The sequence below is a fragment of the Streptomyces sp. iso_384 genome, from assembly GCF_056172905.1.
In genome coordinates this window covers 4,133,702-4,153,890 of record NZ_JBWBTT010000001.1, presented here as the reverse complement: position 1 = coordinate 4,153,890, position 20,189 = coordinate 4,133,702, and the positions used below count along the sequence as shown (strand labels likewise).

Sequence of the window (20,189 nt, the reverse complement as noted above, 5' to 3'; positions counted from 1 at the left end):
CCGTCCGATAGGTTGGCCGGTCATGTGGGCTTTGAGTGCGGTCGGACACCGTCGGCTGGGTGCGGCAGGATCCCTGGCGGTCGTCGCCGGCGGCTGGTTCGCCGGAAAGCTGCCGGTCCACGACCCCTGGCGGCTGTGGACCGATCACGGGTCGACCGCGAAGGCGGCCGCAGCGGTCCTCGCCTACGCCGGACTGACCGTGCTCGTCGTGGCCTGGTGGCAGTACGGCAAGACCGCCTCCACCGTCCGCGACACCCTCGTCACCCTCGCCTGGTGGACCGCCCCGTTCCTGCTCGCGCCCCCGCTCTACAGCGCCGACGTCTACAGCTACATCGCCCAGGGTTCGATGGTCGTCGAAGGGCACGACGTCTACACCGTCGGCCCCTCCGCCCTGGACCCGGGCGGGATCGGCGGCGACGCCGCCGCGAGCGTCGGCAACCACTGGCGCGACACCCCGGCCCCCTACGGGCCGCTCTTCCTGCTGGTCGCCGCAGCCGTCGCCTGGACCACCGGCGGCACGATCGTTCCCGCCGTCCTGGCGATGCGGGTCGTCGCACTCCTCTCTCTCGCCCTGATCGTCTGGTCGCTGCGCCGGCTAGCGCGGGAACACGGCCGCAGCGAGAGCCGCGCCCTGTGGCTGGGAGCCCTCAACCCGCTGCTGCTGATCCATGTCGTCGGCGGCATGCACAACGACGGGCTGATGATCGGCCTGATGCTCGCCGGTTTCGTTCTCGCCCTGCGCGGAAAGTGGATCGCGGGCAGCGCGCTGATCGGACTCGCCATGATGGTGAAGTCACCGGCGGCCGTGTCGCTGCTGTTCATCGGCGTCCTCGTACACGCCTCCGCGACGGGCCCCCGGTGGCGCCGCTGGGCCAAGGGGCTTCTCGCGCCCGGCCTGATCGCCTGCGCGGTCGCCGGGGGCGCCACGCTGATCAGCGGCACCGGATTCGGCTGGCTCCACACCCAGGGCGTCGCCGCGAACATCCACACCGCGCTCTCCGTCAGCAGCGACCTCGGCCTCGGGCTGGGAGAGCTGGCCCACCTGCTCCTGGACGTCGAGGTGACGCCGGTCAAGTCCGCCGTCCAGACGCTGGGCCTGGCGGTCGCGCTCGGCCTGATCCTCGTGCTGGCCCGGCGTGCGATGCGCGGCGGAGTGACGCCCGCCCACGCGCTCGGCCTCTCGCTGCTCGCCCTGGTCGCCCTCTCGCCCATGGTCCAGCCCTGGTATCTGCTGTGGGGCATGGCCGTCGTCGCCGCGACCGAACAGCACGGCCGGCTGTCCGCCGTCCTGATCGTGCTCTCGGCGGCGCTGGTGTACGAGACCCACCCCATGGGCGCCACCCCGCCCTACGGATTCGCCCTCGCCGGCCTCGCCGTCGTCCTCGGCACCCTCGCCGTCCGCCGGAACCCCGTCGTGCCGCCAGATGCCCGCCTCCCCGGCCAGCGCGGCCCCACGGAATCGCCGGAGAACCAGGACGCTCCCGCCTCCGCCGCAACCCCCGCCCCGGCCCCGCGGAGCGCCCCGTAGAGAAGTCCGCTCGAAGAAATCCCCAACGCCCGACAACATCCTCGGCTACGCTGGGCGGGTCCTGTTGTCTCCGATAGAGGTGGACGTTGCGCATCTGAGGTCCGCGATCATCGCGCGGTACGGCCCTGGCCCGTACACGGTCACGACGTTGTCGGCATGTCTGCCGCCCGTGACTTCCGCGTGGATGCGACCTCGGTGCTGAGCCGTCCCTCACTTCGCAGGACTGTTCTTTCCCACCGCTTTCCGGCCCCCGGGCCGGGTCGCCGCGTGCTGTTCGCATACGAAGCCCCCCGTACCTTCCGCTTCCGACTGCGAGAACACCATGAGCCATCCCACCGCGCCCGGCGCCTCCGTGGCCGCATCCAACCTCACCTTCCAGTGGCCCGACGGCACGAAGCTCTTCGACGGGCTCTCCCTCACCGTCCCCCGGGGCCGCACCGGTCTGGCCGGCGTCAACGGGGCCGGCAAGTCGACGCTCCTGCGCCTGTTCGCGGGACTTCTGCGTCCCGCGTCGGGGTCCGTCACCGTCGGCGGAAACCTCGCCCACCTGCCCCAGAACATCACCCTGGACACCACCCTCCGCGTCGACGCGGCCCTCGGCATCGCCGAACGGCGGGCCGCCCTGCGCGCCATCGAGTCCGGAGACGTACGGGAGGAGCACTTCGAAACGGTCGGCGACGACTGGGACGTCGAGGAACGCGCCCTGGCCACCCTCGGCTCCCTCGGGCTCGGCGACGTCGAACTGGACCGCACCGTCGGGGAGCTGTCCGGCGGGGAGACCGTCCTGCTGCGCCTCGCCGCGCTGCTCCTGGAGAGCCCGGACGTCCTCCTCCTCGACGAACCGACCAACAATCTGGACCTGTTCGCCCGCCGACGGCTCTACGACGCCGTCGACTCCTGGCGCTCCGGGATCCTGATCGTCGTCAGCCACGACCGGGACCTGCTGGAGCGGGTCGACCGCATCGCCGAACTGCGCTCGGGCTCGGTGAGCTGGTACGGGGGCGGCTGGTCCGCCTACCAGGAGGCCCTCGCCGTCCAGCAGGAGGCTGCCGGGCGGATGCTGCGGGCCGCCGACGCCGACGTACGCCGTCAACAGCGCGAGCTGGAGGAGACCCGGATCAAGGTGGCCCGCCGCCAGCGCCACGACAAGAAGCTGGACGGCCGGCGGAAGGCTCCGCGCATCGTCGCCGGGGAACGCAAGCGCTCGGCCCAGGAGTCCGGGGACCGGCTGCGCGGGCTGCACGAGGACCGCCTCGACGAGGCCCGCGAACGCCGGGAGGAAGCCGCCGAAGCCATCCGCCGGGACGCCGAGATCAAGGTGAGCCTGCCCCACACCGCCGTACCGGCGGGCCGCACCGTCCTGACCGTCCGGGACCTGAGCCTGCCCTACGGACAGTTGCGCGAGGGCAGCCTCCAGGTGCAGGGCCCCGAACGCATCGCCCTGGTCGGCCGCAACGGGGCCGGCAAGACGACCCTGCTGCGCACGCTCACCGGGGAGCTCACGCCGAGCACCGGAGAGGCCACGGCGGCGGTACCGCTGAAATTCCTGCCGCAGCGGCTGGACGTCCTCGACGACACGCTGAGCGTGGCCGACAACGTCGCCCGCACCGCCCCGGGCACCACCGACAACCAGATCCGCTCCCAGCTCGCCCGGTTCCTCTTCAAGGGCGCCCGCGCGGAGCAGCCGGCGGGCACCCTCTCGGGCGGCGAACGCTTCCGCGCCGCGCTCGCGGCGACGATGCTCGCCGCCCCCGCCCCGCAGCTGCTCCTGCTGGACGAGCCGACGAACAACCTCGACCTGGCGAGCGTGCGGCAGCTGACGAGCGCCCTGGAGTCCTACGAGGGCGCGCTCGTCATCGCCGGCCACGACCTGCCGTTCCTGGAATCCGTGGGCATCACCCGCTGGATCCTGCTGGACGACGCACTGCGCGATACCGACGCCGACGAGGTCCGCGAACTGTTCGGGAGCCCGGAGTCCACCCCTGCGGGCACGGCATGACGGCCGTCGACCCGGGCCCCTGCGTCGTCCTGATCACCGGAGTGATGGCGGCGGGGAAGTCCACCGTCGCCCAGCTCCTGGCGGAGCGCCTGCCACGAGCGGTCCATGTGCGCGGCGACGTCTTCCGCCGCATGATCGTCTCGGGCCGCGCGGAGATGACGCCCGACGGGGCGGCGGAGGCACGGAGCCAGCTCGACCTGCGCCAGCGCATCTCGGCGCAGGTGGCCGACGCCTACGTGCAGGACGGCTGGACGGCCGTCGTCCAGGACATCGTCCTCGGCGACGCTCTGCCCCGCTACATCGACAGGGTCCGGACCCGTCCGCTCCACGTCGTCGTGCTCGCCCCCTCGCCGGGGGCCGTGCGCGAGCGGGAGGAAGCGCGGGCCAAGACGTGGTACGGGGAGTGGACCGTCGAAGCGTTCGACGCGCATCTGCGGAGCGGGACGCCTCGCATCGGCCGCTGGCTGGACACATCCGGTCAGTCGCCCGAGGAGACGGTTTCGGCCATCCTCGACGGTCTGTCCGGTGGGGGAGGTGCGGGTGGTGCGGCCGCTCAGGCCGCCTCGTAGCGGTGGGCGCGCCCGCCGCGCCACTCCACCCAGACCGGATTGTCGAGGAGCCGGTCCGCTTCTTCGAGGCCGGCCTCGCTCAGGAACACGACGACGTCGTGGTCGCTGTGGGCCAGCCCGAGTATCTCGTCCCGGCCTTCGTAGTGCACGGTCACCCGGCGGCCGCCCGAGGAGGTCGGACGGTGGATGACGATCGGGGGATTTGCCATGGGTCCACCCTGCGGCGAGCCCCGCCCCCGCGCATCCCCGGCCGGCCCTCCCCAGGAGCGGGCCGCAGCCGGTCCCCGGCAGGCTCCCGCGCCCACCCGGGGCCGTGCGGCCCCTCACCGTCCGTCGGCCGCCAGTTCCACCGTTGTGGTGACGCGCACCAGGGAAGGGCGGCGCGGGGCGGAACCGAATCCGAAGGCGACCGGCGGATCGAGCGGCGCGAGCGCGCCCAGGTCCGCCCCGTCCAGCGCGGCGTCGGCGGCCACGACCGGCCGCAGATCCCGCGCCCCGTACCACTCCCGCCGCCCCGGACCCGCGCGGCCCAGGGTGCGTACGCCGGGCATCAGCAGCCGGGCCGGCACGTCACAGAGCGCGGCCCAGACCGGGCTGCGGACGAGCGGGGCCGGTACGGCGGAGAGCAGCAGCCCGAGGGCGGTCCTGCGCCCGGTCCGCAGCCGGAGGCGCAGCGGACCGGCCTCGACGAGCAGGCTGTCACCGGCGACGGCGGTGACGGTCACCGGCACCACCTCGATCCGGTCGAAGCGGTAGGTGGCGGCGACGAAGTCCGCGACCCGCCGGGTCGGGGCCAGCAGGACCCGTTCGCCGTCGGGATGCTCGACCATGACGTCGCTGAACGCGCCGAACGGCGACCGCGGCCAGTGCCCGACCACCAGCCGGGTACCCGAGGAGGTCCCCACACCGGCGATCCAGCCGTCGAACCGCAGTCGCTCACCCGTCACGCCCGCCAGTCTGCCCTGCGGACGCACCGAATCACTCGAAGCGCGACGTGTCCCCGGCTCCGCGGCGTACGATCTCGGGCTCGTCGCCGGAGAAGTCGATGACCGTGGTCGGCTCGGTGCCGCAGTCGCCCGAGTCGATGACGGCGTCCACCTCGTGGTCGAGCCGCTCCTTGATCTCCCAGCCCTGCGTCAGCGGCTCCTCCTCGTCCGGCAGCAGCAGGGTGCTGGAGAGCAGCGGCTCGCCGAGTTCGGCGACCAGCGCCTGGGTCACGACATGGTCGGGGATCCGCACACCGACCGTCTTCTTCTTCGGATGCAGCAGCTGACGGGGAACCTCCTTCGTCGCCGGGAGGATGAAGGTGTAGCTGCCGGGCGTCGCCGCCTTGACCGCCCGGAACACGTCGTTGTCCACGCGGACGAACTGCGCCAGCTGCGCGAAGTCGTGGCACACCAGCGTGAAGTGGTGCCGGTCGTCGAGGTTCCGGATCGACCGGATCCGGTCGATGGCGTCACGGTTGCCCAACTGGCAGCCCAGTGCGTAGCACGAGTCGGTCGGGTACGCGACGAGCGCACCGGACCGGATGCTGTCGACCACCGTGGAGATGGTGCGGGGCTGGGGATTTGCGGGGTGCACGTCGAAGTACTTGGCCATCCGCCGAGCTTACGCGTTCGGGCCGGGCCGGCAGGGCCGTTGGCCGGGAACGGCGAGAGGCGGCCCGTCGTGCGACGGGCCGCCTCTCCTTCCGTTTCACACGGTGGTGTTCACCGCCGGGCCGGTCAGACCGCGGCGGCCCCCACCAACTCGTCCAGCACGTCCTCCATCGTCACGAAGCCGATGACCGTGCCCTTGTCCCCGGCGACCGCCGCGAGATGCGTACCGGCGGCACGCATCGTGGTGAGGGCGTCGTCGAGCGGGGTGTCGATCTCGACCCGGATGACGGGGTGGAGGGAGCTCGTGGGCAGTGCCTTGGTGCGCTCGGCGACACCGAGCGCGTCCTTGATGTGGAAGTAGCCCAGCAGCTCGTCGTCGGGTCCGGTGACCGGCAGCCGGGAGAAGCCCGAGGCGACCGCGGCCCGCTCCAGGCCCTGCGGGGTGATGCCCAGGTCGACGGTGACGGTCCGGTTCAGCGGGACCATGACCTCGCCGACCGGCCGGGTCCCGAGTTCCAGGGCGTCCTGCAGCCGCTCACCGTCGGCCGGGGCGAGCAGCCCGGCGTCGCTGGAGTCCTTCACCAGCCGTACGAGCTCGTCGTCGGTGAACACCGAGGCTACCTCGTCCTTGGGCTCTACCTTGAGTAGCCGCAGCAGCATGTTGGCGAAGGCGTTGATGCCGAAGATGACCGGCCGCAGCGTCCGTGTCAGACCCACCAGGGACGGACCCAGCGCCAGCGCGGTGGCGACCGGGGCGGCCAGCGCGATGTTCTTCGGGATCATCTCGCCGATGAGCATGTGCAGATACGTCGCCAGCGTCAGCGCGATCACGAAGGCGATCGGGTGGACCAGCGCCTCCGGCACGCCGATCGCGTCGAACGGCGGCTCCAGCAGATGCGCGATGGCCGGTTCCGCGACGGCGCCCAGCACCAGCGAGGAGATGGTGATGCCGAGCTGTGCGGTGGCCATGGCGGCCGACAGGTGTTCGAGGCCCCACAGGGTGCTCTTGGCGCGTCGGCTGCCCTGCCTGGCCTGCGGCTCGATCTGACTGCGGCGGACCGAGATCAGGGCGAACTCGGCGCCCACGAAGAACGCGTTGGTCAGGAGGGTGAGCGCGCCGATGGCGAGCTGGATGGCGGTCATCGGGCGTTCTCCTCCACGAGGGCGGGCGCCGCTGCGGGCGCGGTGATCCGGACCCGGTCGGCCCGGTGGTGCTCGATGTCGAGCACGTCGAACTGCCAGCCGTCGACCTCCACCCGGTCCGTACGGACCGGGATGCGGGCCAGCTGGTTGGCGAGCAGACCGGCGAGCGTCTCGTACGGGCCCTCCGGCGCGCGGAAGCCGATCCGGTCGAGCTGGTCGAGCCGGATGCTGCCCTCGGCCGCCCAGACCGGGCGCCCGTCGCCGAGCGGCTCGGCCGGTGCGAGGTCGGGGCGCTCATGGGGGTCGTGCTCGTCGCGGACCTCGCCGACGACCTCCTCGACGATGTCCTCGACGGTGGCGACGCCCGCCGTACCGCCGTACTCGTCGATCACCACCGCCATGGTCCGGTGCTTGCGGAGTTGCGCGAGCAGCCGGTCCACCGGCAGCGAGTCGGGGACGAGGAGCGGCTCGGTGGCCAGCGCCGTGACCGGGGTCCGGGACCGCTCGGTCTCGTCCAGGGCAAGGACGTCGCGGATGTGGACCGTGCCGATGACCTCGTCCAGGCTGTCGCGGTAGACCGGGAAGCGGGACAGACCGGTGGCCAGCGTGAGGTTGGCGGCGTCGGCGGCGGTGGCGTGCGCCTCCAGCGCCCGGACGTCGACACGCGGCGTCATCACGTTCTCGGCGGACAGCTCCGCCAGATGCAGGGTGCGGACGAACAGCTCGGCCGAATCCTGCTCGATGGCGCCCTCACGGGCGGAGTGCTGAGCGAGCGCGATCAGCTCGTCCGGCGTACGGGCGGAGGCCAGCTCCTCGGCCGGCTCCAGGCCCAGTCGCCGCACGGCACGGTTCGCGGTGTTGTTGAGGTGCCGGATCAGCGGGGCGAAAGCCGCCGTGAACGCCCGCTGCGGGGTCGAGACGACCTTGGCGACCGTGAGCGGGCTGGAGATCGCCCAGTTCTTCGGGACCAGCTCACCGATGACCATGAGGACCACGGTGGAGGCGGCCACGCCGAGCAGGGTGGCGACCGTGGAAACGGCGCCGGTCGGCAGCCCGACGCCCTCCAGCGGACCGCGCAGCAGCACCGCCAGGGAGGGTTCGGCGAGCATGCCGATGACCAGGGAGGTCACGGTGATGCCGAGCTGAGCGCCGGAGAGCTGGAAGGTGAGCCGCTTGGCGGCCTTGAGCGCGCTCTCGGCACCGCGCTCTCCGGCCTGCGCGGCGCGTTCGAGCTCGCTGCGCTCGATGGTCGTCAGCGAGAACTCGGCCGCGACGAACACCGCACAGGCCAGCGTCAGCGCGAGGGCGAGGAGGAGCAGGATCACTTCGCTCACCGTGTCACCTCCGTCCCCTGGTGCTCGGGATCGGGGATGACACGGTTCGTACTGGGAGGCTCACCCATTGCGGTGCCGCAGCTCCTTCTCTGTTCGGGTCGTCGGTATCGACGTGAGGGACGGGTGTGAACCCGCCTGATAGATAGTAAAGGGAACGCAAAGCAAAGGGGAGTGGCGAGTGTCACACGGAGTACCGGCCGGGAAAGGCTCCCTTGATCTGGATGGCCGGAACCGTGCGTAGCGCTCGTGGGCTTGGGAAATCCTTTACTTCCCGGGGCATTCCGCCCCGGTGAGGTGGCCTCAACAGAAGGAGCGGACGCCGCACATGGTGTTCAAGAAGTTGCTCGGAGCCCTCGGGGTCGGCGGACCCTCGGTCGACACCGTTCTGGAGCCCGGCCCGGCGCTGCCCGGCGGCCTCCTCTCCGGAGAGGTCCGTCTGCGCGGCGGCGGAACGGACGTCTCGGTCGACCGGATCTCTCTGCTCCTCGTCGCCAGGGTCGAGCGGGAGGGCCAGGAGGAGGAGCACGAGGGCACCGTCGTCCTCGAACGGTTCACCGTCGGCGGCGGCTTCCGGCTGGCGGAGGAGGCCGAACACACCGTGCCGTTCAGCCTCACCCTGCCGTGGGAGACGCCGATCAACGAGCTCCACGGCCAGCCGCTGGGCCCGGTGCTCGGCATCCGGACGGAGCTGGAGATCGCGGGCGCCCGCGACAAGGGTGACCTCGACCCGCTCGCGGTGGGCCCGCTGCCCGCGCAGGAAGCGATCCTGGAGGCCTTCGGGCAGCTCGGCTACGCGTTCAGATCCGCGGACCTGGAGCTCGGGCACATCCGGGGAACCGGTCAGCAGCTGCCCTGCTACCAGGAGATCGAAATTCTCCCGCCGGCCGGCCACGCGCACGCCGTCAACGAGATCGAGGTGACCTTCCTCGCCGCACCCGGCGGTCTGGAGGTCGTGATCGAGGCGGACAAGCGCGCCGGACTCTTCTCCGAGGGCCACGACACGGTCCACCGCTTCACCGCCTCCCACCACGCGGTTCCGCAGACCGAATGGAACGCCCGGGTCGACGCCTGGCTGAAGGAGGTCATCGCCGGCCACGCGGGGCACGGCGCGCCGTCCCCGTACGGCACGCCCTCCTCGTACGGAGAACACCACGGTGACCAGCACCGCTCGGGCCCCGGCGCGGGCGCGGTGGTGGCCGGGGTCGCCGCGGGCGTGGCGGTCGGCGTCGTCGGCGGCATGGTCGCCGCCGAGGTCGTCGACGAGATCGGCGACGCCTTCGAGGGCGAGGAGGGTGACGAGGACGCGGGAGGCGACGAGGGCTGACGCCCTCGGGGCGGGCGGCGGCTTCTCCGCCGTCTCTCCTTCCATGGCGGGCGGGCGGGCGGGCTTTCCGCCGCCCGCCCGCGTCATCGGCTCACGCGCCGCCCCGGCCCGCCCCGTTCGGAGCCAGCCGGTCGGTGAGCGCGTCCAGATCCGGGACGAACCAGATGTCCCGGCCGCGGTTGGCCTCGCGGACGAGATCGGAAAGGGCCGAACCGGCCGCCAGATGACGGCTGATGTCCCCGACGACGACCAGTCGCAGCCGGTAGTTCGCGAACTTCTGCAGGACCTCTCCGGCGAAGCCGGTGCTCAGGTCGAAGAAGCTGTCGTCCAGCCGCGTGGACGGCACGGCGACCACCTCCGCGCGCTGGAACGCGGCACCGATCAGATGGTCCAGAGCGCCCTGGACGTCGACGACGGTCTCCCCGTCGGCATCGCACTCCAGGACCGGGACGCCGTGGTGCTCGACGATGTCAGGCACGGTCCGCCCCCTGCCCGCCCGTGGAGGTGAACAGGTCGTTGTCCGGGCCGAGGAGGCCGTCGATCATGTGCAGCAGATCGGCGGTGGCGGCCGCGCCGCCGAGAATGACGATCTTCATCCGGGTTCGCTCCTTGTCATAGACCGTCTGGACGCGCAGGGGATCCGACGTGTCCCGCGCGGACTGCGTGCTCGCCGTGATGAACGTGCTGAGCCGGTGCGCGGCGTCCGGGCCGAGCGCGTCGATCTGCACGATGCTCGACACCTCGACGTGTCCCGGCGCGGGTGCCGGTTGCGGGGCCGTGCCGTCGGCCCGGTGGTCGGCGGTGTCATCGACCGGCCGGCCGGTCAGAGCCGCGAAGTCCTCCTTGCTGATCCGGTACTGCTTGCCGATCCGGACAGCCTTGAGCCGGCCCTCGCGGACGTAGTTCCGGACGGTCCGCACATGCAGTCCCAGCAGCTCGGCCACTTCGCCGACCGAGTAGAGCTCCCGCTCGTCATTCCCCATAGGTATGAATCATACGGTAAACAACCTTGAAGAGTGTCCAATGAGGAAACATGGGGCAGTTTAGGGAACGCTGTGGTCGGTGACTACTCGTTCCGGACCTGCTCGGCGTGTGCGACGTAGTCCGCCACAGCAAGGTGGGTTACGCACGGCCGCCCACGCGGACAGGAGGGAGAGGAGCCCTATGAAGCCCGGAGCCCGGCCGCCCGATCCGCGCCACCAGCGACCCGAGGGCGTCACCGATACGACCGTGGAGGCGCTCGGGGCCCTGTCGAAGGCGCTGGAGACCGCCGAGCGTGCGCGCGGCGCCCTCTACGACTTCCATCAGCTCACCGGAAGCGCCGATCTCGCCCTCGACGACGCCGTGCGACTGCTCCGTGCCGCCGGGCACGGAGACCGGGCCGATCAGGTCGAACGGGAGATCATCGGCCGCAACGTCATCCCCGGACACTGGACGTTCCAGATCGTCGAGGAGTACAACGCCACCTACTACGACGTGTTCCGGACGATCGAGCGGCAGATCAGACTGGAGCTCGCCGAGGGCCGGGACCATCTCTACGAGGCCGAGATGAAGGCGGACCGGCGGACCGAAGGACATCCGGACCACACCGCCGACTGACGGGCGCGCTCAGGACGCCTGTCACGACGGCCCGTCCGTCGCCGCCCCTCCCGAACCCCGCCTCCCTCGTCGTCACGGAACGTGACCGCACGAGATGCGGTACGGACCGACTCCGGTGACGCTGGGGCTCCGGTCGCGCACACGACACCGGTTGCCGACGGAGGACCCACGACGGAGGACACCCCATGAACCTGTACGACAGTCCGGTGGAGCGAGCCCGCCGCACCCGCGAACGCGCCGAGGAACTGGGCCGCGCCGCCGACCGGGCCACCGACCCCGAGCACCGGCAGCGGCTCCGGGAGAAGGCTCTGCGGCTGCTGCGCGAGGACCCGGCACCCGATTCCCGGCCGTCCTGACCGGTGTACGGGGAGAGCCGATTGTCCGCGTGGTCGTAGCCCGGGTAGTGTCGCGCGCCGTGACCCCGACGCTGCGCACCGAGAGACTCCTGCTGGAGCCGTACGTCCCCGAGGACGAAGAGGACTTCGTCGCCCTGTTCCAGGACACCGAGGTGTCGCGGTGGATGGGCGACGGCCCTTCCACCGAGGCGGAGGACCGGGCCCTGTTCGGGCGGGTCTTCACCAAGGTCTACGCCCAGGACCTGTTCGCCGTCTGGGCCGTCCGCCGCGACGGACTCCTGGTCGGGCACGCCGAGATCAAGCGGACCGACGACGTCGACGGCCACGAGATCATCTACGCCCTGTCTCCGACGGCCTGGGGGTGCGGCCTGGGGACCGAGCTGGCACAGGCCGTCGTCGCCCACGGCTTCGGCGCCCTCGGGCTGACCGAGGTCCACGCCACCGTCGCCGCCGCGAACGAGGCTTCGCTGCGACTGCTGGACAGGATCGGCTTCGAGCACGTGAGGGACGTCGTGGAGGACGACGGCAGCACCACCCGCGTCCTGACCCGCCGCCGCTGACGGCCGGTCAGGCGGGTCTGAGCCCGGGCGCCTCCCTCCGCAGGCGCACTGGTGCGTCTGATGTCCGTACTCGACGCACCCGACGCCGGCTTCCCCATCGTCACGCCCTGAACCCCGAACGCCCTGAACACCCCGGGCGCCCGGCGGAGGTTCAGGCGGCTGGTGCCACGGACGCGCCCTCGATGCCGTGACGCTTCAGGGCGTCGGCGACGAAGCCGCCCGCCTTCATCTCCTCCACGAACGATGCCAGCAGCTCCTGCGCCGCCGCACCTCGCCCGGACGGCACCCCCATGGCCTGCCGGATCACCATGAATCGCCCCGGCAGCACCCGTACGCCCGCGGCCCGGGCCGCCTCGGCCTCCAGCAACTGCCGGATCCCGGCGGCCACGTCGACCTCGCCCGCCCGCAGGGCCGCGAGCGCGCGCGGGGCGCCCTCCAGCCGGACGACCTCGGCCCGGCGGATCTCACGGGTGAGGAAGAGGTCGTACGCCGACCCGGCCCCGACCGAGATCCGGGTGCCCTCGGCGTCCACCTGGTCGTTCTCGGACACCTCGGACGGGTCCGGCACCAGATAGCTGCCCTCGATGAGGACATAGGGGGCGGTGAACCGCAGCCCCTCGCCCCGGGCGGGGTCGACCGCGAAGAACCCGATGTCCGCCCGCTCGGCCCGTACCGCGTCGACCGACAGCGCGGCCCTCTCGAAGGCCACCAGCTCTACGGGGACCCCGAGCCGCCGCCCGAACTCCCGGGCCAGGTCGACGGAGACCCCGGCCGGTTCGCCGCTCGCCGGATCCCGGTGGGCCAGGATCGGATTGCCCAGGTTGACCGAGGCGCGCAGGGTGCCGCCGGGGGCGAACACGGAGACGAGGGCGGGAGCTGCTGTCGGCTGCTGAGTCATGAAGCCGAGTCTACGAGCGCGCCCGCCGTCACCGACCGGCGTACGAACGCGCCCGCCGTCACCGACCGGCGTACGAACGCGCTCACCGCCGCCGTAGGGCGCACGGGACCGGCCGCGGCGGCGAAGGCGCGTGTACGGGACCGGCCGCCCGGCCGGTCTCACGCACCCACCGTCCCGTCCACCCCTTCCCGCAGCAGGTCCGCGTGACCGTTGTGGCGGCCGTACTCCAGCAGGACGTGCACCATGACCATCCGCAGCGAGACCTCCTTCTCCCACCGCGGCTGATACCCCACCAGATCCAGCGAGGCCGCCTCCCGCTCGATCCGGCGCGAGGTCTCCACCTCCGCCTCCCAGGCGGCGAACGCCTCGGCCCGGGTCGAGGCGCTCGCGTCGTACGCCGCCTGGAAGTCGAAGAGCTTCTCCGACCACACCATCGGAGCCGCCCCGTCCTTGAACACCCGCCGGAACCAGGTGCGTTCCACCTCCGCCAGATGCCGTACCAGAGCCAGCAGCGACAAAGTGGACGGCGGCATCGACCGCTCACGCAACTTCTCGTCGTCCAGCCCCGCGCACTTCATGGCCAGGGTCTCCCGGTGGTAGTCGAGAAAGGCCCGCAGCGTCTCGCGCTCGCTTCCCAGCAGGGGAGGCCCGATCCGGTCGTCGTCCGTCATGATGAGGTTTCCCAGTCCTTGTGCCGGCCGACAGTATGACCGGCCCGCGCCCGGCCGGGCAGGCGAGTTTCCCGCCGGAGCCCAAGGGCCTGTCGTCAAACTGCCGTCGTAGCCCGGCAGGCGGCAGTATGACGACAGGTCCTAGTAGGGCTTGGTCATGTGTCGTTTGTGATGGCGTGTCTTCTTGATCGGTCGTGTCGTTGATCGTGTGTGCTGAGTGAGGAGTTGGCTGCGGTCCGGTGTGATCTGGAGGACTTCGCGGCGGAGATGTTCGAGCCGTTCGCGCGGGCGGATCAGCGCCGGTGGGGCGGGGTCTATCTGCGGGGTCTGCTGCTGGACGGCGGGCGTAAGTCGGTGGAGCCGATGGCCGCCCGTCTGGGCGAGGAGGGTAACCGGCAGGCTCTGGCGCACTTCGTCACCTCCAGCCCGTGGGATGCGGCGCATGTCCGGGCCCGGCTGGCCTGGCGGATGCAGCCGGTCATCAAACCCACCGCGCTGGTCATCGATGACACCGGCTTCCTCAAGGACGGGGACGCGTCGGCGTGCGTGACCCGGCAATACACCGGCACGGCGGGCAAGGTCACCAACTGCCAGGCCGGAGTCTCGCTGCACCTGGCTTCCAACGGTGCCTCGGCGGCGGTGAACTGGCGTCTGTTCCTGCCCGGGAGCTGGGATCCCTCCTCGCCCAAGGCCGATCCGGCCAAAGTGGCCCGCCGTGACAAGTGCGCCATCCCTGCCCAGGTGGGCCATGTCGAGAAGTGGCAGCTGGCCCTCGACATGATCGACGAGACGCGGTCCTGGGGCATCGAAGTGCCCCAGGTCATCGCCGACGGCGGCTACGGGGACACCGCCGCCTTCCGGCTCGGCCTGGAGACACGCGGACTCGACTACGTGGTGGGCATCTCGACCACAACCACCGCACAACCCGAGGACGCACGGCCGGCCACCCCGACCTACCTCGGCAGGGGCCGGCGGCCGGTCCCTGCCTATCCCGAGCCGGCACAGCGGGTGAAGGACCTGGTCATCGCGGCCGGCAAATCTTCCGCACGGCCGGTGCAGTGGAGGGAGGGATCACGGCCGGGCAGCGGCCGCAGCGGGGTGAAACGCATGTACTCCCGCTTCGTTGCCCTGCGGATCAGGCCCGCCGGGCGCGAGATCCGCCAGGCCACGACCACCGCCGAGCTTCCGGTCCGCTGGCTGCTGGCGGAGTGGCCCGCCGACCAGGACGAGCCCGTGCAGTTCTGGCTCTCCAACCTGCCCGAGACCACCCCGTTGCCCGTCCTCGTGCGCACCGCGAAGCTCCGCTGGCGCATCGAGAACGACTACCGCGAGATGAAACAGGCCCTCGGCCTGGCCCACTTCGAGGGCCGGACCTGGCCAGGCTGGCACCACCACGTCACCCTCGTCTCGGTCGCCCACGCCTTCTGCACCCTGCAGCGACTGACCCGATCCCCAAAAGAGACGGCGTCGGCCTGAGCCTCTACCGAGTCGTCCGCGAGCTGCAGATACTCCTCGCGACCTGGACCGGCGCCTGCCCCACCTGTCACCGCGACATGCCCGACCCCGCACCAACATGACCAAGCACTACTAGCTAGGGTGGTGAGGCATGGACGAGACGGAAATGCTGCGACGCTCCGACGGCCCGGTGACCCGGGACCGGATCCGGGACGACCTGACCGGACTCGGCCTCGCCCCGGGTGACACCGTGATGTTCCATACGCGGCTGTCCGCGATCGGTTACGTCCCCGGCGGCCCGGGCACGGTCATCGACGCTCTGCTGGACGTGGTGGGACCGGCCGGCACGCTGATGGTCACCTGCGGCTGGAACGATGCCCCGCCTTACGACTTCACCACCTGGCCCCATGCCTGGCAGCAGGCCCTGCGCGCCCACCACCCCGCCTACGACCCGGAACTGAGCGAGGCCGAGCACGCCAACGGACGCCTCCCGGAGGCCCTGCGCCACCGGCCGGGCGCCCTGCGCAGCCGCCACCCCGACGTGAGCCTCGCGGCGCTCGGCGCCTCGGCCGCCGCGCTGACGGACGCCCACCCCTGGGACGACCCGCACGGCCCCGGCAGCCCGCTGGCCCGGCTGGTCGCCCTCGGCGGCCGGGTGCTGCTCCTCGGCGCGCCCCGGGAGACGATGACGCTGCTGCACCACGCCGAGGCGCTCGCCCAGGCCCCCGGCAAACGGTTCGTGACGTACGAACAGCCCGTCCGGGTGGAGGGCGAGCGGATCTGGCGCACCTTCCGGGACATCGACTCCGAGCACGGCGCGTTCGACTACTCCCCTGTCGTGCCCGAGGGACAGGACCCCTTCGCGGTGATCGTCGGGAGCATGCTCGCCGCAGGCATCGGGCGCGAGGGGTTCGTCGGCGCGGCCCGGAGCTGTCTGTTCGACGCCGGACCGGCCGTCGCCTTCGGTGTCCGCTGGATCGAGGAGCACCTGAACCCACCGGCCGCCTGAACACCGGCGCCGACGCGGTTCAGGACAGCCGCACCTTGATCGTCTGGGTCGCCCCGCGTGTGCCGGACAGGTCGCCGAAGACCAGGCGCAGCGAGGCCCCCGTCGTCGCCGATGTCACCGTCGCCGGCTTCGACAAGACCGAGGCGACGGCCCGGTTCCAGGTGAGGGTCAGGCTCGTCCGCATCCGCATCGGATCGCTCACACACACCGTCGCCGTACCGTCCGTGTGCTCGGTGACCATCACGGAGCACGGGGCGTCCGCCACCAGCGGCCCGACGCTGCCGCCGAACCAGAAGTTGACGGCGGTCAGCCCGAGCGAGGCCACCGAGACCCCCTGCTGATCGTCCGAGTTGGCGAGCACCCGCAGCCAGCCGCTGTCCGCCGCCCGTGCCGCCGTGCGCTGCTCGGACGCGCCGGGCAGCAGCTGGTACGCGTACGTGGCGTCCGTCGGGTCCTGGCCGTGGTCGAACCAGAGGGTGAGGTACTTCCGGGAGACCGGATCCGTGGAGCCCGCGGTGTTGATGTCGCGCCAGCGGCCGGTCCGGTTCTCCCGCAGCGCCTTCACGGTGGACCTGCCCGGGAAGACGTAACCGCCGTGCCCGGCGAGATGTGCCCAGGACGCGTCGGTCAGGGTCGCCGACCACGGCAGCGTGAGGGGTTTGACCGAGCCGTCCACGGTGAACGGGGCGTTGCCCGTCGGCCCGAGGTTACGGTTGTCGACGGTGGTCTCCACGGCGGCGCCGTCGCGGCCGTGGATGCCCGCGCCCAGGCACACCACGGTGTCGTCGAGGAAGAACCACGACTTCTTCGCCATCAGCGTGCTGGAAAGACCCTTGAGGTACTGCCCCACGGCGGCGCGCTTCTTGTCGGTGACCCCGCCGACCCAGTTCACATCGGGGAGCGCGACGCCCCAGTCGCCGCCCGCCCCGTCGGCGAGCACCTTGCGCGAGGCCGTGGTGCCGGGCAGCCGGTACGGATCGACGGTGGGCCAGAAGGCGTCGCTGTACTGGCCGTTGGCGAAGGTGTCGCCCCACCAGTAGAGCATCCCCGAACCGGTGTGCCAGCCGCGCAGGTTCTCGCCGTTGCCGACCTCGTAATAGGTGATCCGCCGGTCGGCCATGCTCAGCGACGCCGCCCAGCCGGGGCGGCGGTGTGTGGCCCGCGCCATGTCGGGGAACAGCCGGTGGCCGTCCGGCTCGGGGACCGGGGTGAGCGAGGCGTCGTCCAGGACGCTCTTGATCCGGGCCAGCGCGGTGAGCCCGAGCGAGGGGTTGCTCAGCGGCGGGCTGTAGTAGTCGCGCTGTGCCCAGCCCTTGACGAGCGCCCGCCACCGCGCGTTCTCGGCGTCCGACGCGCCGCGCCCGAGCAGCACGACGGAGGCGAGGATGGGGTGCCCGCGCCGGTGGTCGTCGACCTCGCCCCGGCTGATGGCGCGCCCCGCGACGGAGTCCATGACGAGTCCGTTGAAGAGGAACGGCGCCCAGGCGTTCTCCACCGCGTCGAACACCACCTGCCGCTTCGGGTCGGTGACCTCCCACGTGGTCCCCTTCAGCAGCGCGAACAGCAGCCCGAGCCCGCCGAGCATCACCGATCCGTAGCTGCCGGTGTACGGCACGGTGGTGTGCTGGATGAACGAGCCGTCGGCGTACAGCCCGTCGCCCTTGGCCACCAGCGGGAAGACGGGGGAGAGGGCGTCCCGGGCCAGCGCGATCTTCTCCGGGCTCCCTCCGACGACCCCGCGCAGGGCCAGCACCCGGCACAGGTCGACCCGGTTGGCCCCGGTGCTGGTCCCGGTGTACGAGGCGACGGCGGAGTCCGGTACGAAGTGGTCGACGGCGGCGCAGTAGCGCGCGAGCCGCTCCGGGGCGAGCGCGTCATACATGAGCACGCACACGTCCAGGAGGGCCTGCGGCGCGCCGATCTGCCAGCTGTACCAATTGCCGTACCGGGTCTGCCCGTCGTTGTAGACCTGGGTGTTGAGGTGCTCCAGGCCGGTGAGCACGGCATCGCGCAGTCCGGTGTTCCCGGTCAGTCCGGTGCCCTGCTGGCGGTAGGCCTGGGCCATGGTGTTGAGGCGGACGAAACTGTCGGCCATCCGCCCCGAGAAGACGTACGACTCGGCGTCCGTGTCCGGGTCCGGATCCGCGAAGACAGCGTCGGGCCAGAGCGAGCCCGCTGCCGGGGCCATCGTCTCCAGCCACTGCGAGGCCTTCGCGCCGAGGTCGGCCAGCCGGCTCCTGAAGGGCTCGGCGGTCGGGCTGAACCCCTCACCGAGGATCAGCGTGCTCCAGGTGGTGCGGAGCGTGGCGTACGGGTCGTCCTCGGCGACGGACGCGGCGGCGCCGGGGGTGGCGAGCAGCAGCGCGCCGCCACCCGCGGCGGTGAGCGCCGCGGAGGTGGCCAGGAAGGTACGGCGGGACCAGGCAGAAGTCATGGGAGAGCTCCGGGTCGGTGAGGTGTCTCCGGCGGGAACCCGGCGCGCGGGGGCGCTGAACTGATCCCGGGATCCGACTGTTCTGAGCGGGCGGGCACTTTCTAGCAGCCGACGGGCGACCCGCTCAATGACTTTGGCCGAATTGATCGTATCGATCGCTTCTCGGGGCGTGTATGTCGCTGTCGGGTGTGAACCGGCGCGCACCCGTCGTGCCGGGGCAAAACCCTGTTCGGATCGTTTCGAGCGCATGTGATCGATATGGTTGAGGCAGGCCGGACGGCGGCCGCCCGGGAGCCGGAACCCACGCGCTTCCGCCGCCGGGACACCGTCGGGCCGGGGCCCAGCCGTCTCCGAGTCCAGGGGGATCCATGCGACTGCACGTCGATCAGCGCCACGAGCGGGTGCTCGAACTCGTCCGCGAGCGCGGCAGCCTGCGCGTCGCCGAACTCGCCGAGGAACTCGGCATGTCCGCCGTCACCCTGCGCCGGGACGTCGAGGCGCTGGCCGCCCAGGGGCTGGTGGAGCGGCTGCACGGCGCGGTGGTGTGGCCCGCCGGGCAGTCCCGGCCCGCCCCCGCCGCCGCGCCCCCCGCCGAAGGGCTGGTGGTGGGCATGGTGGTGCCGACCACCGAGTACTACTACGCGGACGTCGTGCGCGGCGCCCGGCGGACGGTCGAGGCCGCGGGCGCCCGGCTGACGATCGGACTCTCCCGCTACCTCCCCGGCGAGGACGCCGCCCAGGCCCGCCGGCTGCTGTCCACCGGCGCGGACGGACTCCTGCTCACGCCGAGCTGGGAGCGCGGCTGCCCGGAGCAGGGCGAAGGACTGTGGACGGTCGAGCAGGAGACCCCGGTCGTCCTGGTGGAACGCTCGGCGCCTCTCGGCCATCCGGCGGCGCGCCTGGACCGGGTGCGCTCGGACCACGCGCACGGCGCCGCCGAAGCGGTGGCGCACCTGGCCGGGCTGGGGCACCGGGCGATCGCGCTCGCCGTGCAGGACAGCCCGACCGCTCCCCGGCTCCGGGTCGGCTACCGCGCCGCCGTGGAGGCCCTGGGGCTGACCCCGGTATCGGCCTCGCCGCTGGACGACGCCCCGTCGCGGTCGGAGGCCGATCGTTTCGAGCGGACGCTGGAGTATCTCTGCGAGGGCGTGGCGAGCGGCGACGTGACCGCCGCGATCGTGCACAGCGACGCGGACGCGATCGTCCTCATCCCCCGGCTCCAGGCCAGGGGCGTGCGGGTGCCCGAGGACCTCGCGGTGATCACGTACGACGACGAGGTCGCCTCGCTCGCCGACCTGCCGCTCACCGCCGTGGCCCCGGACAAGCACGCCGTGGGGGCCGCCGCCGCCCGGCTCCTGCTGTCCCGACTCGGCGTGGCCGAACCCGGCGCGACGGACGCGGGTGCGGCGGGCGGGAGTTCCTTCGCCCGACGGCACCTGGACATCCTGCCCACCCTGCGGGTCCGGGTCTCCTGCGGGGCGGCCGCCGCCGCCCCCTGACCCGGCGAGAGCCGCGCCACGAGCCGTGCCCCGGGCCAACCGGCCCTGGGGGCACGGCTTTTCGCGTTCCCGGGGTCCGGCGGGCCGCACGGAGGGGTGGCAACCCCGCTCGTGATCGATTCGATTGATTTGGTCATTTGCTCTTGACGGCGATCGGTTTCGCGCAAAATGATGTGTGCCGTTCACCTCATCTCCCGCAGTTCGAGGTCTCGT

The 20,189-nt window shown here is 71.8% G+C and carries 19 protein-coding genes and 2 pseudogenes; 11 read left to right on the top strand and 10 right to left on the bottom strand.

The window, feature by feature from the left end:
* Positions 1-22 precede the first annotated feature (22 nt).
* The 4 genes and pseudogenes from mptB (at position 23) to AC0VY3_RS18480 (ending at position 4,096) form a co-directional block, all read left to right on the top strand.
* Positions 23-1,528: a polyprenol phosphomannose-dependent alpha 1,6 mannosyltransferase MptB gene (gene mptB / locus AC0VY3_RS18495; RefSeq protein WP_475550075.1), complete on the top strand. Its 1,506-nt coding sequence runs from the start codon at positions 23-25 to the stop codon at positions 1,526-1,528.
* A 322-nt stretch (positions 1,529-1,850) separates the two neighbouring features.
* Positions 1,851-2,450, top strand: a pseudogene (locus AC0VY3_RS18490) (ATP-binding cassette domain-containing protein); the annotation flags it as partial.
* Between the two features lie 135 nt (positions 2,451-2,585).
* A pseudogene (locus AC0VY3_RS18485) lies at positions 2,586-3,327 on the top strand (ATP-binding cassette domain-containing protein); the annotation flags it as partial.
* A gap of 196 nt (positions 3,328-3,523) precedes the next feature.
* A complete protein-coding gene (locus AC0VY3_RS18480) occupies positions 3,524-4,096 on the top strand; it encodes an AAA family ATPase (RefSeq protein WP_475550074.1) in 573 nt (190 codons plus the stop codon).
* Here AC0VY3_RS18480 and AC0VY3_RS18475 read toward each other — a convergent pair.
* From AC0VY3_RS18475 to AC0VY3_RS18455, 5 genes are all read right to left on the bottom strand, one after another.
* Positions 4,081-4,305 (bottom strand): hypothetical protein, encoded by a 225-nt coding sequence (locus AC0VY3_RS18475; protein ID WP_103509600.1) that lies wholly within the window; start codon positions 4,303-4,305, stop codon positions 4,081-4,083. The two genes, AC0VY3_RS18480 and AC0VY3_RS18475, sit on opposite strands and share 16 nt — an antisense overlap.
* A gap of 114 nt (positions 4,306-4,419) precedes the next feature.
* Positions 4,420-5,043 carry a hypothetical protein gene (locus AC0VY3_RS18470; protein ID WP_103509599.1) on the bottom strand — a complete coding sequence of 208 codons (624 nt, stop codon included), beginning with the start codon at positions 5,041-5,043 and terminating at the stop codon, positions 4,420-4,422.
* A gap of 31 nt (positions 5,044-5,074) precedes the next feature.
* Positions 5,075-5,695: an L-threonylcarbamoyladenylate synthase gene (locus tag AC0VY3_RS18465; RefSeq protein WP_103509598.1), complete on the bottom strand. Its 621-nt coding sequence runs from the start codon at positions 5,693-5,695 to the stop codon at positions 5,075-5,077.
* Positions 5,696-5,820: 125 nt separating this feature from the next.
* Positions 5,821-6,837: a hemolysin family protein gene (locus AC0VY3_RS18460; protein WP_103509597.1), complete on the bottom strand. Its 1,017-nt coding sequence runs from the start codon at positions 6,835-6,837 to the stop codon at positions 5,821-5,823.
* Positions 6,834-8,171, bottom strand: coding sequence for a hemolysin family protein (locus AC0VY3_RS18455; protein WP_475550073.1), 1,338 nt, complete (start codon positions 8,169-8,171; stop codon positions 6,834-6,836). The genes AC0VY3_RS18460 and AC0VY3_RS18455 overlap by 4 nt, the downstream gene beginning before the upstream one ends.
* Before the next feature lie 325 nt (positions 8,172-8,496).
* On the opposite strand from AC0VY3_RS18455, the gene AC0VY3_RS18450 reads away from it, so the two are divergent.
* Complete coding sequence (locus AC0VY3_RS18450; RefSeq protein ID WP_475550072.1) at positions 8,497-9,495, top strand: sporulation protein; 999 nt, start codon at positions 8,497-8,499, stop codon at positions 9,493-9,495.
* 91 nt (positions 9,496-9,586) lie between these two features.
* Here AC0VY3_RS18450 and AC0VY3_RS18445 read toward each other — a convergent pair whose 3' ends face one another.
* Both AC0VY3_RS18445 and AC0VY3_RS18440 read right to left on the bottom strand, forming a co-directional pair.
* Entirely contained in the window at positions 9,587-9,973 is a 387-nt protein-coding gene (locus tag AC0VY3_RS18445; protein WP_242738168.1) for a DUF4180 domain-containing protein, read from the bottom strand.
* Positions 9,966-10,478, bottom strand: coding sequence for a helix-turn-helix domain-containing protein (locus AC0VY3_RS18440; RefSeq protein WP_103509591.1), 513 nt, complete (start codon positions 10,476-10,478; stop codon positions 9,966-9,968). Before AC0VY3_RS18440 ends, AC0VY3_RS18445 begins: the two co-directional genes overlap by 8 nt.
* A 181-nt stretch (positions 10,479-10,659) precedes the next feature.
* On the opposite strand from AC0VY3_RS18440, the gene AC0VY3_RS18435 reads away from it, so the two are divergent.
* The 3 genes from AC0VY3_RS18435 (at position 10,660) to AC0VY3_RS18425 (ending at position 12,010) form a co-directional block, all read left to right on the top strand.
* Positions 10,660-11,094 carry a hypothetical protein gene (locus AC0VY3_RS18435; protein ID WP_475550071.1) on the top strand — a complete coding sequence of 145 codons (435 nt, stop codon included), beginning with the start codon at positions 10,660-10,662 and terminating at the stop codon, positions 11,092-11,094.
* A 185-nt stretch (positions 11,095-11,279) separates the two neighbouring features.
* Positions 11,280-11,450: a DUF6381 family protein gene (locus AC0VY3_RS18430; RefSeq protein ID WP_167396280.1), complete on the top strand. Its 171-nt coding sequence runs from the start codon at positions 11,280-11,282 to the stop codon at positions 11,448-11,450.
* A 59-nt stretch (positions 11,451-11,509) separates the two neighbouring features.
* On the top strand, positions 11,510-12,010 hold the full coding sequence (locus tag AC0VY3_RS18425) for a GNAT family N-acetyltransferase (RefSeq protein WP_475550070.1): 501 nt from the start codon (positions 11,510-11,512) through the stop codon (positions 12,008-12,010).
* A gap of 151 nt (positions 12,011-12,161) precedes the next feature.
* Here the strand turns inward: AC0VY3_RS18425 and AC0VY3_RS18420 are convergent, their stop codons facing one another.
* Complete coding sequence (locus AC0VY3_RS18420; RefSeq protein WP_475550069.1) at positions 12,162-12,908, bottom strand: transporter substrate-binding domain-containing protein; 747 nt, start codon at positions 12,906-12,908, stop codon at positions 12,162-12,164.
* 158 nt (positions 12,909-13,066) lie between these two features.
* Positions 13,067-13,579, bottom strand: coding sequence for a DinB family protein (locus tag AC0VY3_RS18415; protein ID WP_103509587.1), 513 nt, complete (start codon positions 13,577-13,579; stop codon positions 13,067-13,069).
* A gap of 210 nt (positions 13,580-13,789) precedes the next feature.
* Here AC0VY3_RS18415 and AC0VY3_RS18410 point away from each other — a divergent pair, with 210 nt between their 5' ends.
* Positions 13,790-15,055 (top strand): IS701 family transposase, encoded by a 1,266-nt coding sequence (locus AC0VY3_RS18410; protein WP_475550068.1) that lies wholly within the window; start codon positions 13,790-13,792, stop codon positions 15,053-15,055.
* Positions 15,056-15,185: 130 nt separating this feature from the next.
* Positions 15,186-16,043: an aminoglycoside 3-N-acetyltransferase gene (gene aac(3), locus AC0VY3_RS18405; protein WP_475550067.1), complete on the top strand. Its 858-nt coding sequence runs from the start codon at positions 15,186-15,188 to the stop codon at positions 16,041-16,043.
* Positions 16,044-16,062: 19 nt separating this feature from the next.
* Here aac(3) and AC0VY3_RS18400 read toward each other — a convergent pair whose 3' ends face one another.
* Positions 16,063-18,477, bottom strand: coding sequence for a polysaccharide lyase 8 family protein (locus AC0VY3_RS18400; RefSeq protein WP_475550066.1), 2,415 nt, complete (start codon positions 18,475-18,477; stop codon positions 16,063-16,065).
* A gap of 368 nt (positions 18,478-18,845) precedes the next feature.
* On the opposite strand from AC0VY3_RS18400, the gene AC0VY3_RS18395 reads away from it, so the two are divergent.
* On the top strand, positions 18,846-19,976 hold the full coding sequence (locus AC0VY3_RS18395) for a substrate-binding domain-containing protein (RefSeq protein ID WP_475550065.1): 1,131 nt from the start codon (positions 18,846-18,848) through the stop codon (positions 19,974-19,976).
* The last annotated feature ends 213 nt before the right edge of the window (positions 19,977-20,189 follow it).

Bases quoted from the DNA above. Each gene is read 5' to 3' on its own strand.
- AC0VY3_RS18435 (WP_475550071.1), top strand. From the start codon at position 10,660: ATGAAGCCCGGAGCCCGGCCGCCCGATCCGCGCCACCAGCGACCCGAG.
- AC0VY3_RS18415 (WP_103509587.1), bottom strand. From the start codon at position 13,579: ATGACGGACGACGACCGGATCGGGCCTCCCCTGCTGGGAAGCGAGCGC.
- AC0VY3_RS18400 (WP_475550066.1), bottom strand. From the start codon at position 18,477: ATGACTTCTGCCTGGTCCCGCCGTACCTTCCTGGCCACCTCCGCGGCG.
- AC0VY3_RS18420 (WP_475550069.1), bottom strand. From the start codon at position 12,908: ATGACTCAGCAGCCGACAGCAGCTCCCGCCCTCGTCTCCGTGTTCGCC.
- AC0VY3_RS18475 (WP_103509600.1), bottom strand. From the start codon at position 4,305: ATGGCAAATCCCCCGATCGTCATCCACCGTCCGACCTCCTCGGGCGGC.
- AC0VY3_RS18395 (WP_475550065.1), top strand. From the start codon at position 18,846: ATGCGACTGCACGTCGATCAGCGCCACGAGCGGGTGCTCGAACTCGTC.
- AC0VY3_RS18450 (WP_475550072.1), top strand. From the start codon at position 8,497: ATGGTGTTCAAGAAGTTGCTCGGAGCCCTCGGGGTCGGCGGACCCTCG.
- AC0VY3_RS18460 (WP_103509597.1), bottom strand. From the start codon at position 6,837: ATGACCGCCATCCAGCTCGCCATCGGCGCGCTCACCCTCCTGACCAAC.
- AC0VY3_RS18440 (WP_103509591.1), bottom strand. From the start codon at position 10,478: ATGGGGAATGACGAGCGGGAGCTCTACTCGGTCGGCGAAGTGGCCGAG.
- AC0VY3_RS18465 (WP_103509598.1), bottom strand. From the start codon at position 5,695: ATGGCCAAGTACTTCGACGTGCACCCCGCAAATCCCCAGCCCCGCACC.
- AC0VY3_RS18430 (WP_167396280.1), top strand. From the start codon at position 11,280: ATGAACCTGTACGACAGTCCGGTGGAGCGAGCCCGCCGCACCCGCGAA.
- AC0VY3_RS18480 (WP_475550074.1), top strand. From the start codon at position 3,524: ATGACGGCCGTCGACCCGGGCCCCTGCGTCGTCCTGATCACCGGAGTG.
- mptB (WP_475550075.1), top strand. From the start codon at position 23: ATGTGGGCTTTGAGTGCGGTCGGACACCGTCGGCTGGGTGCGGCAGGA.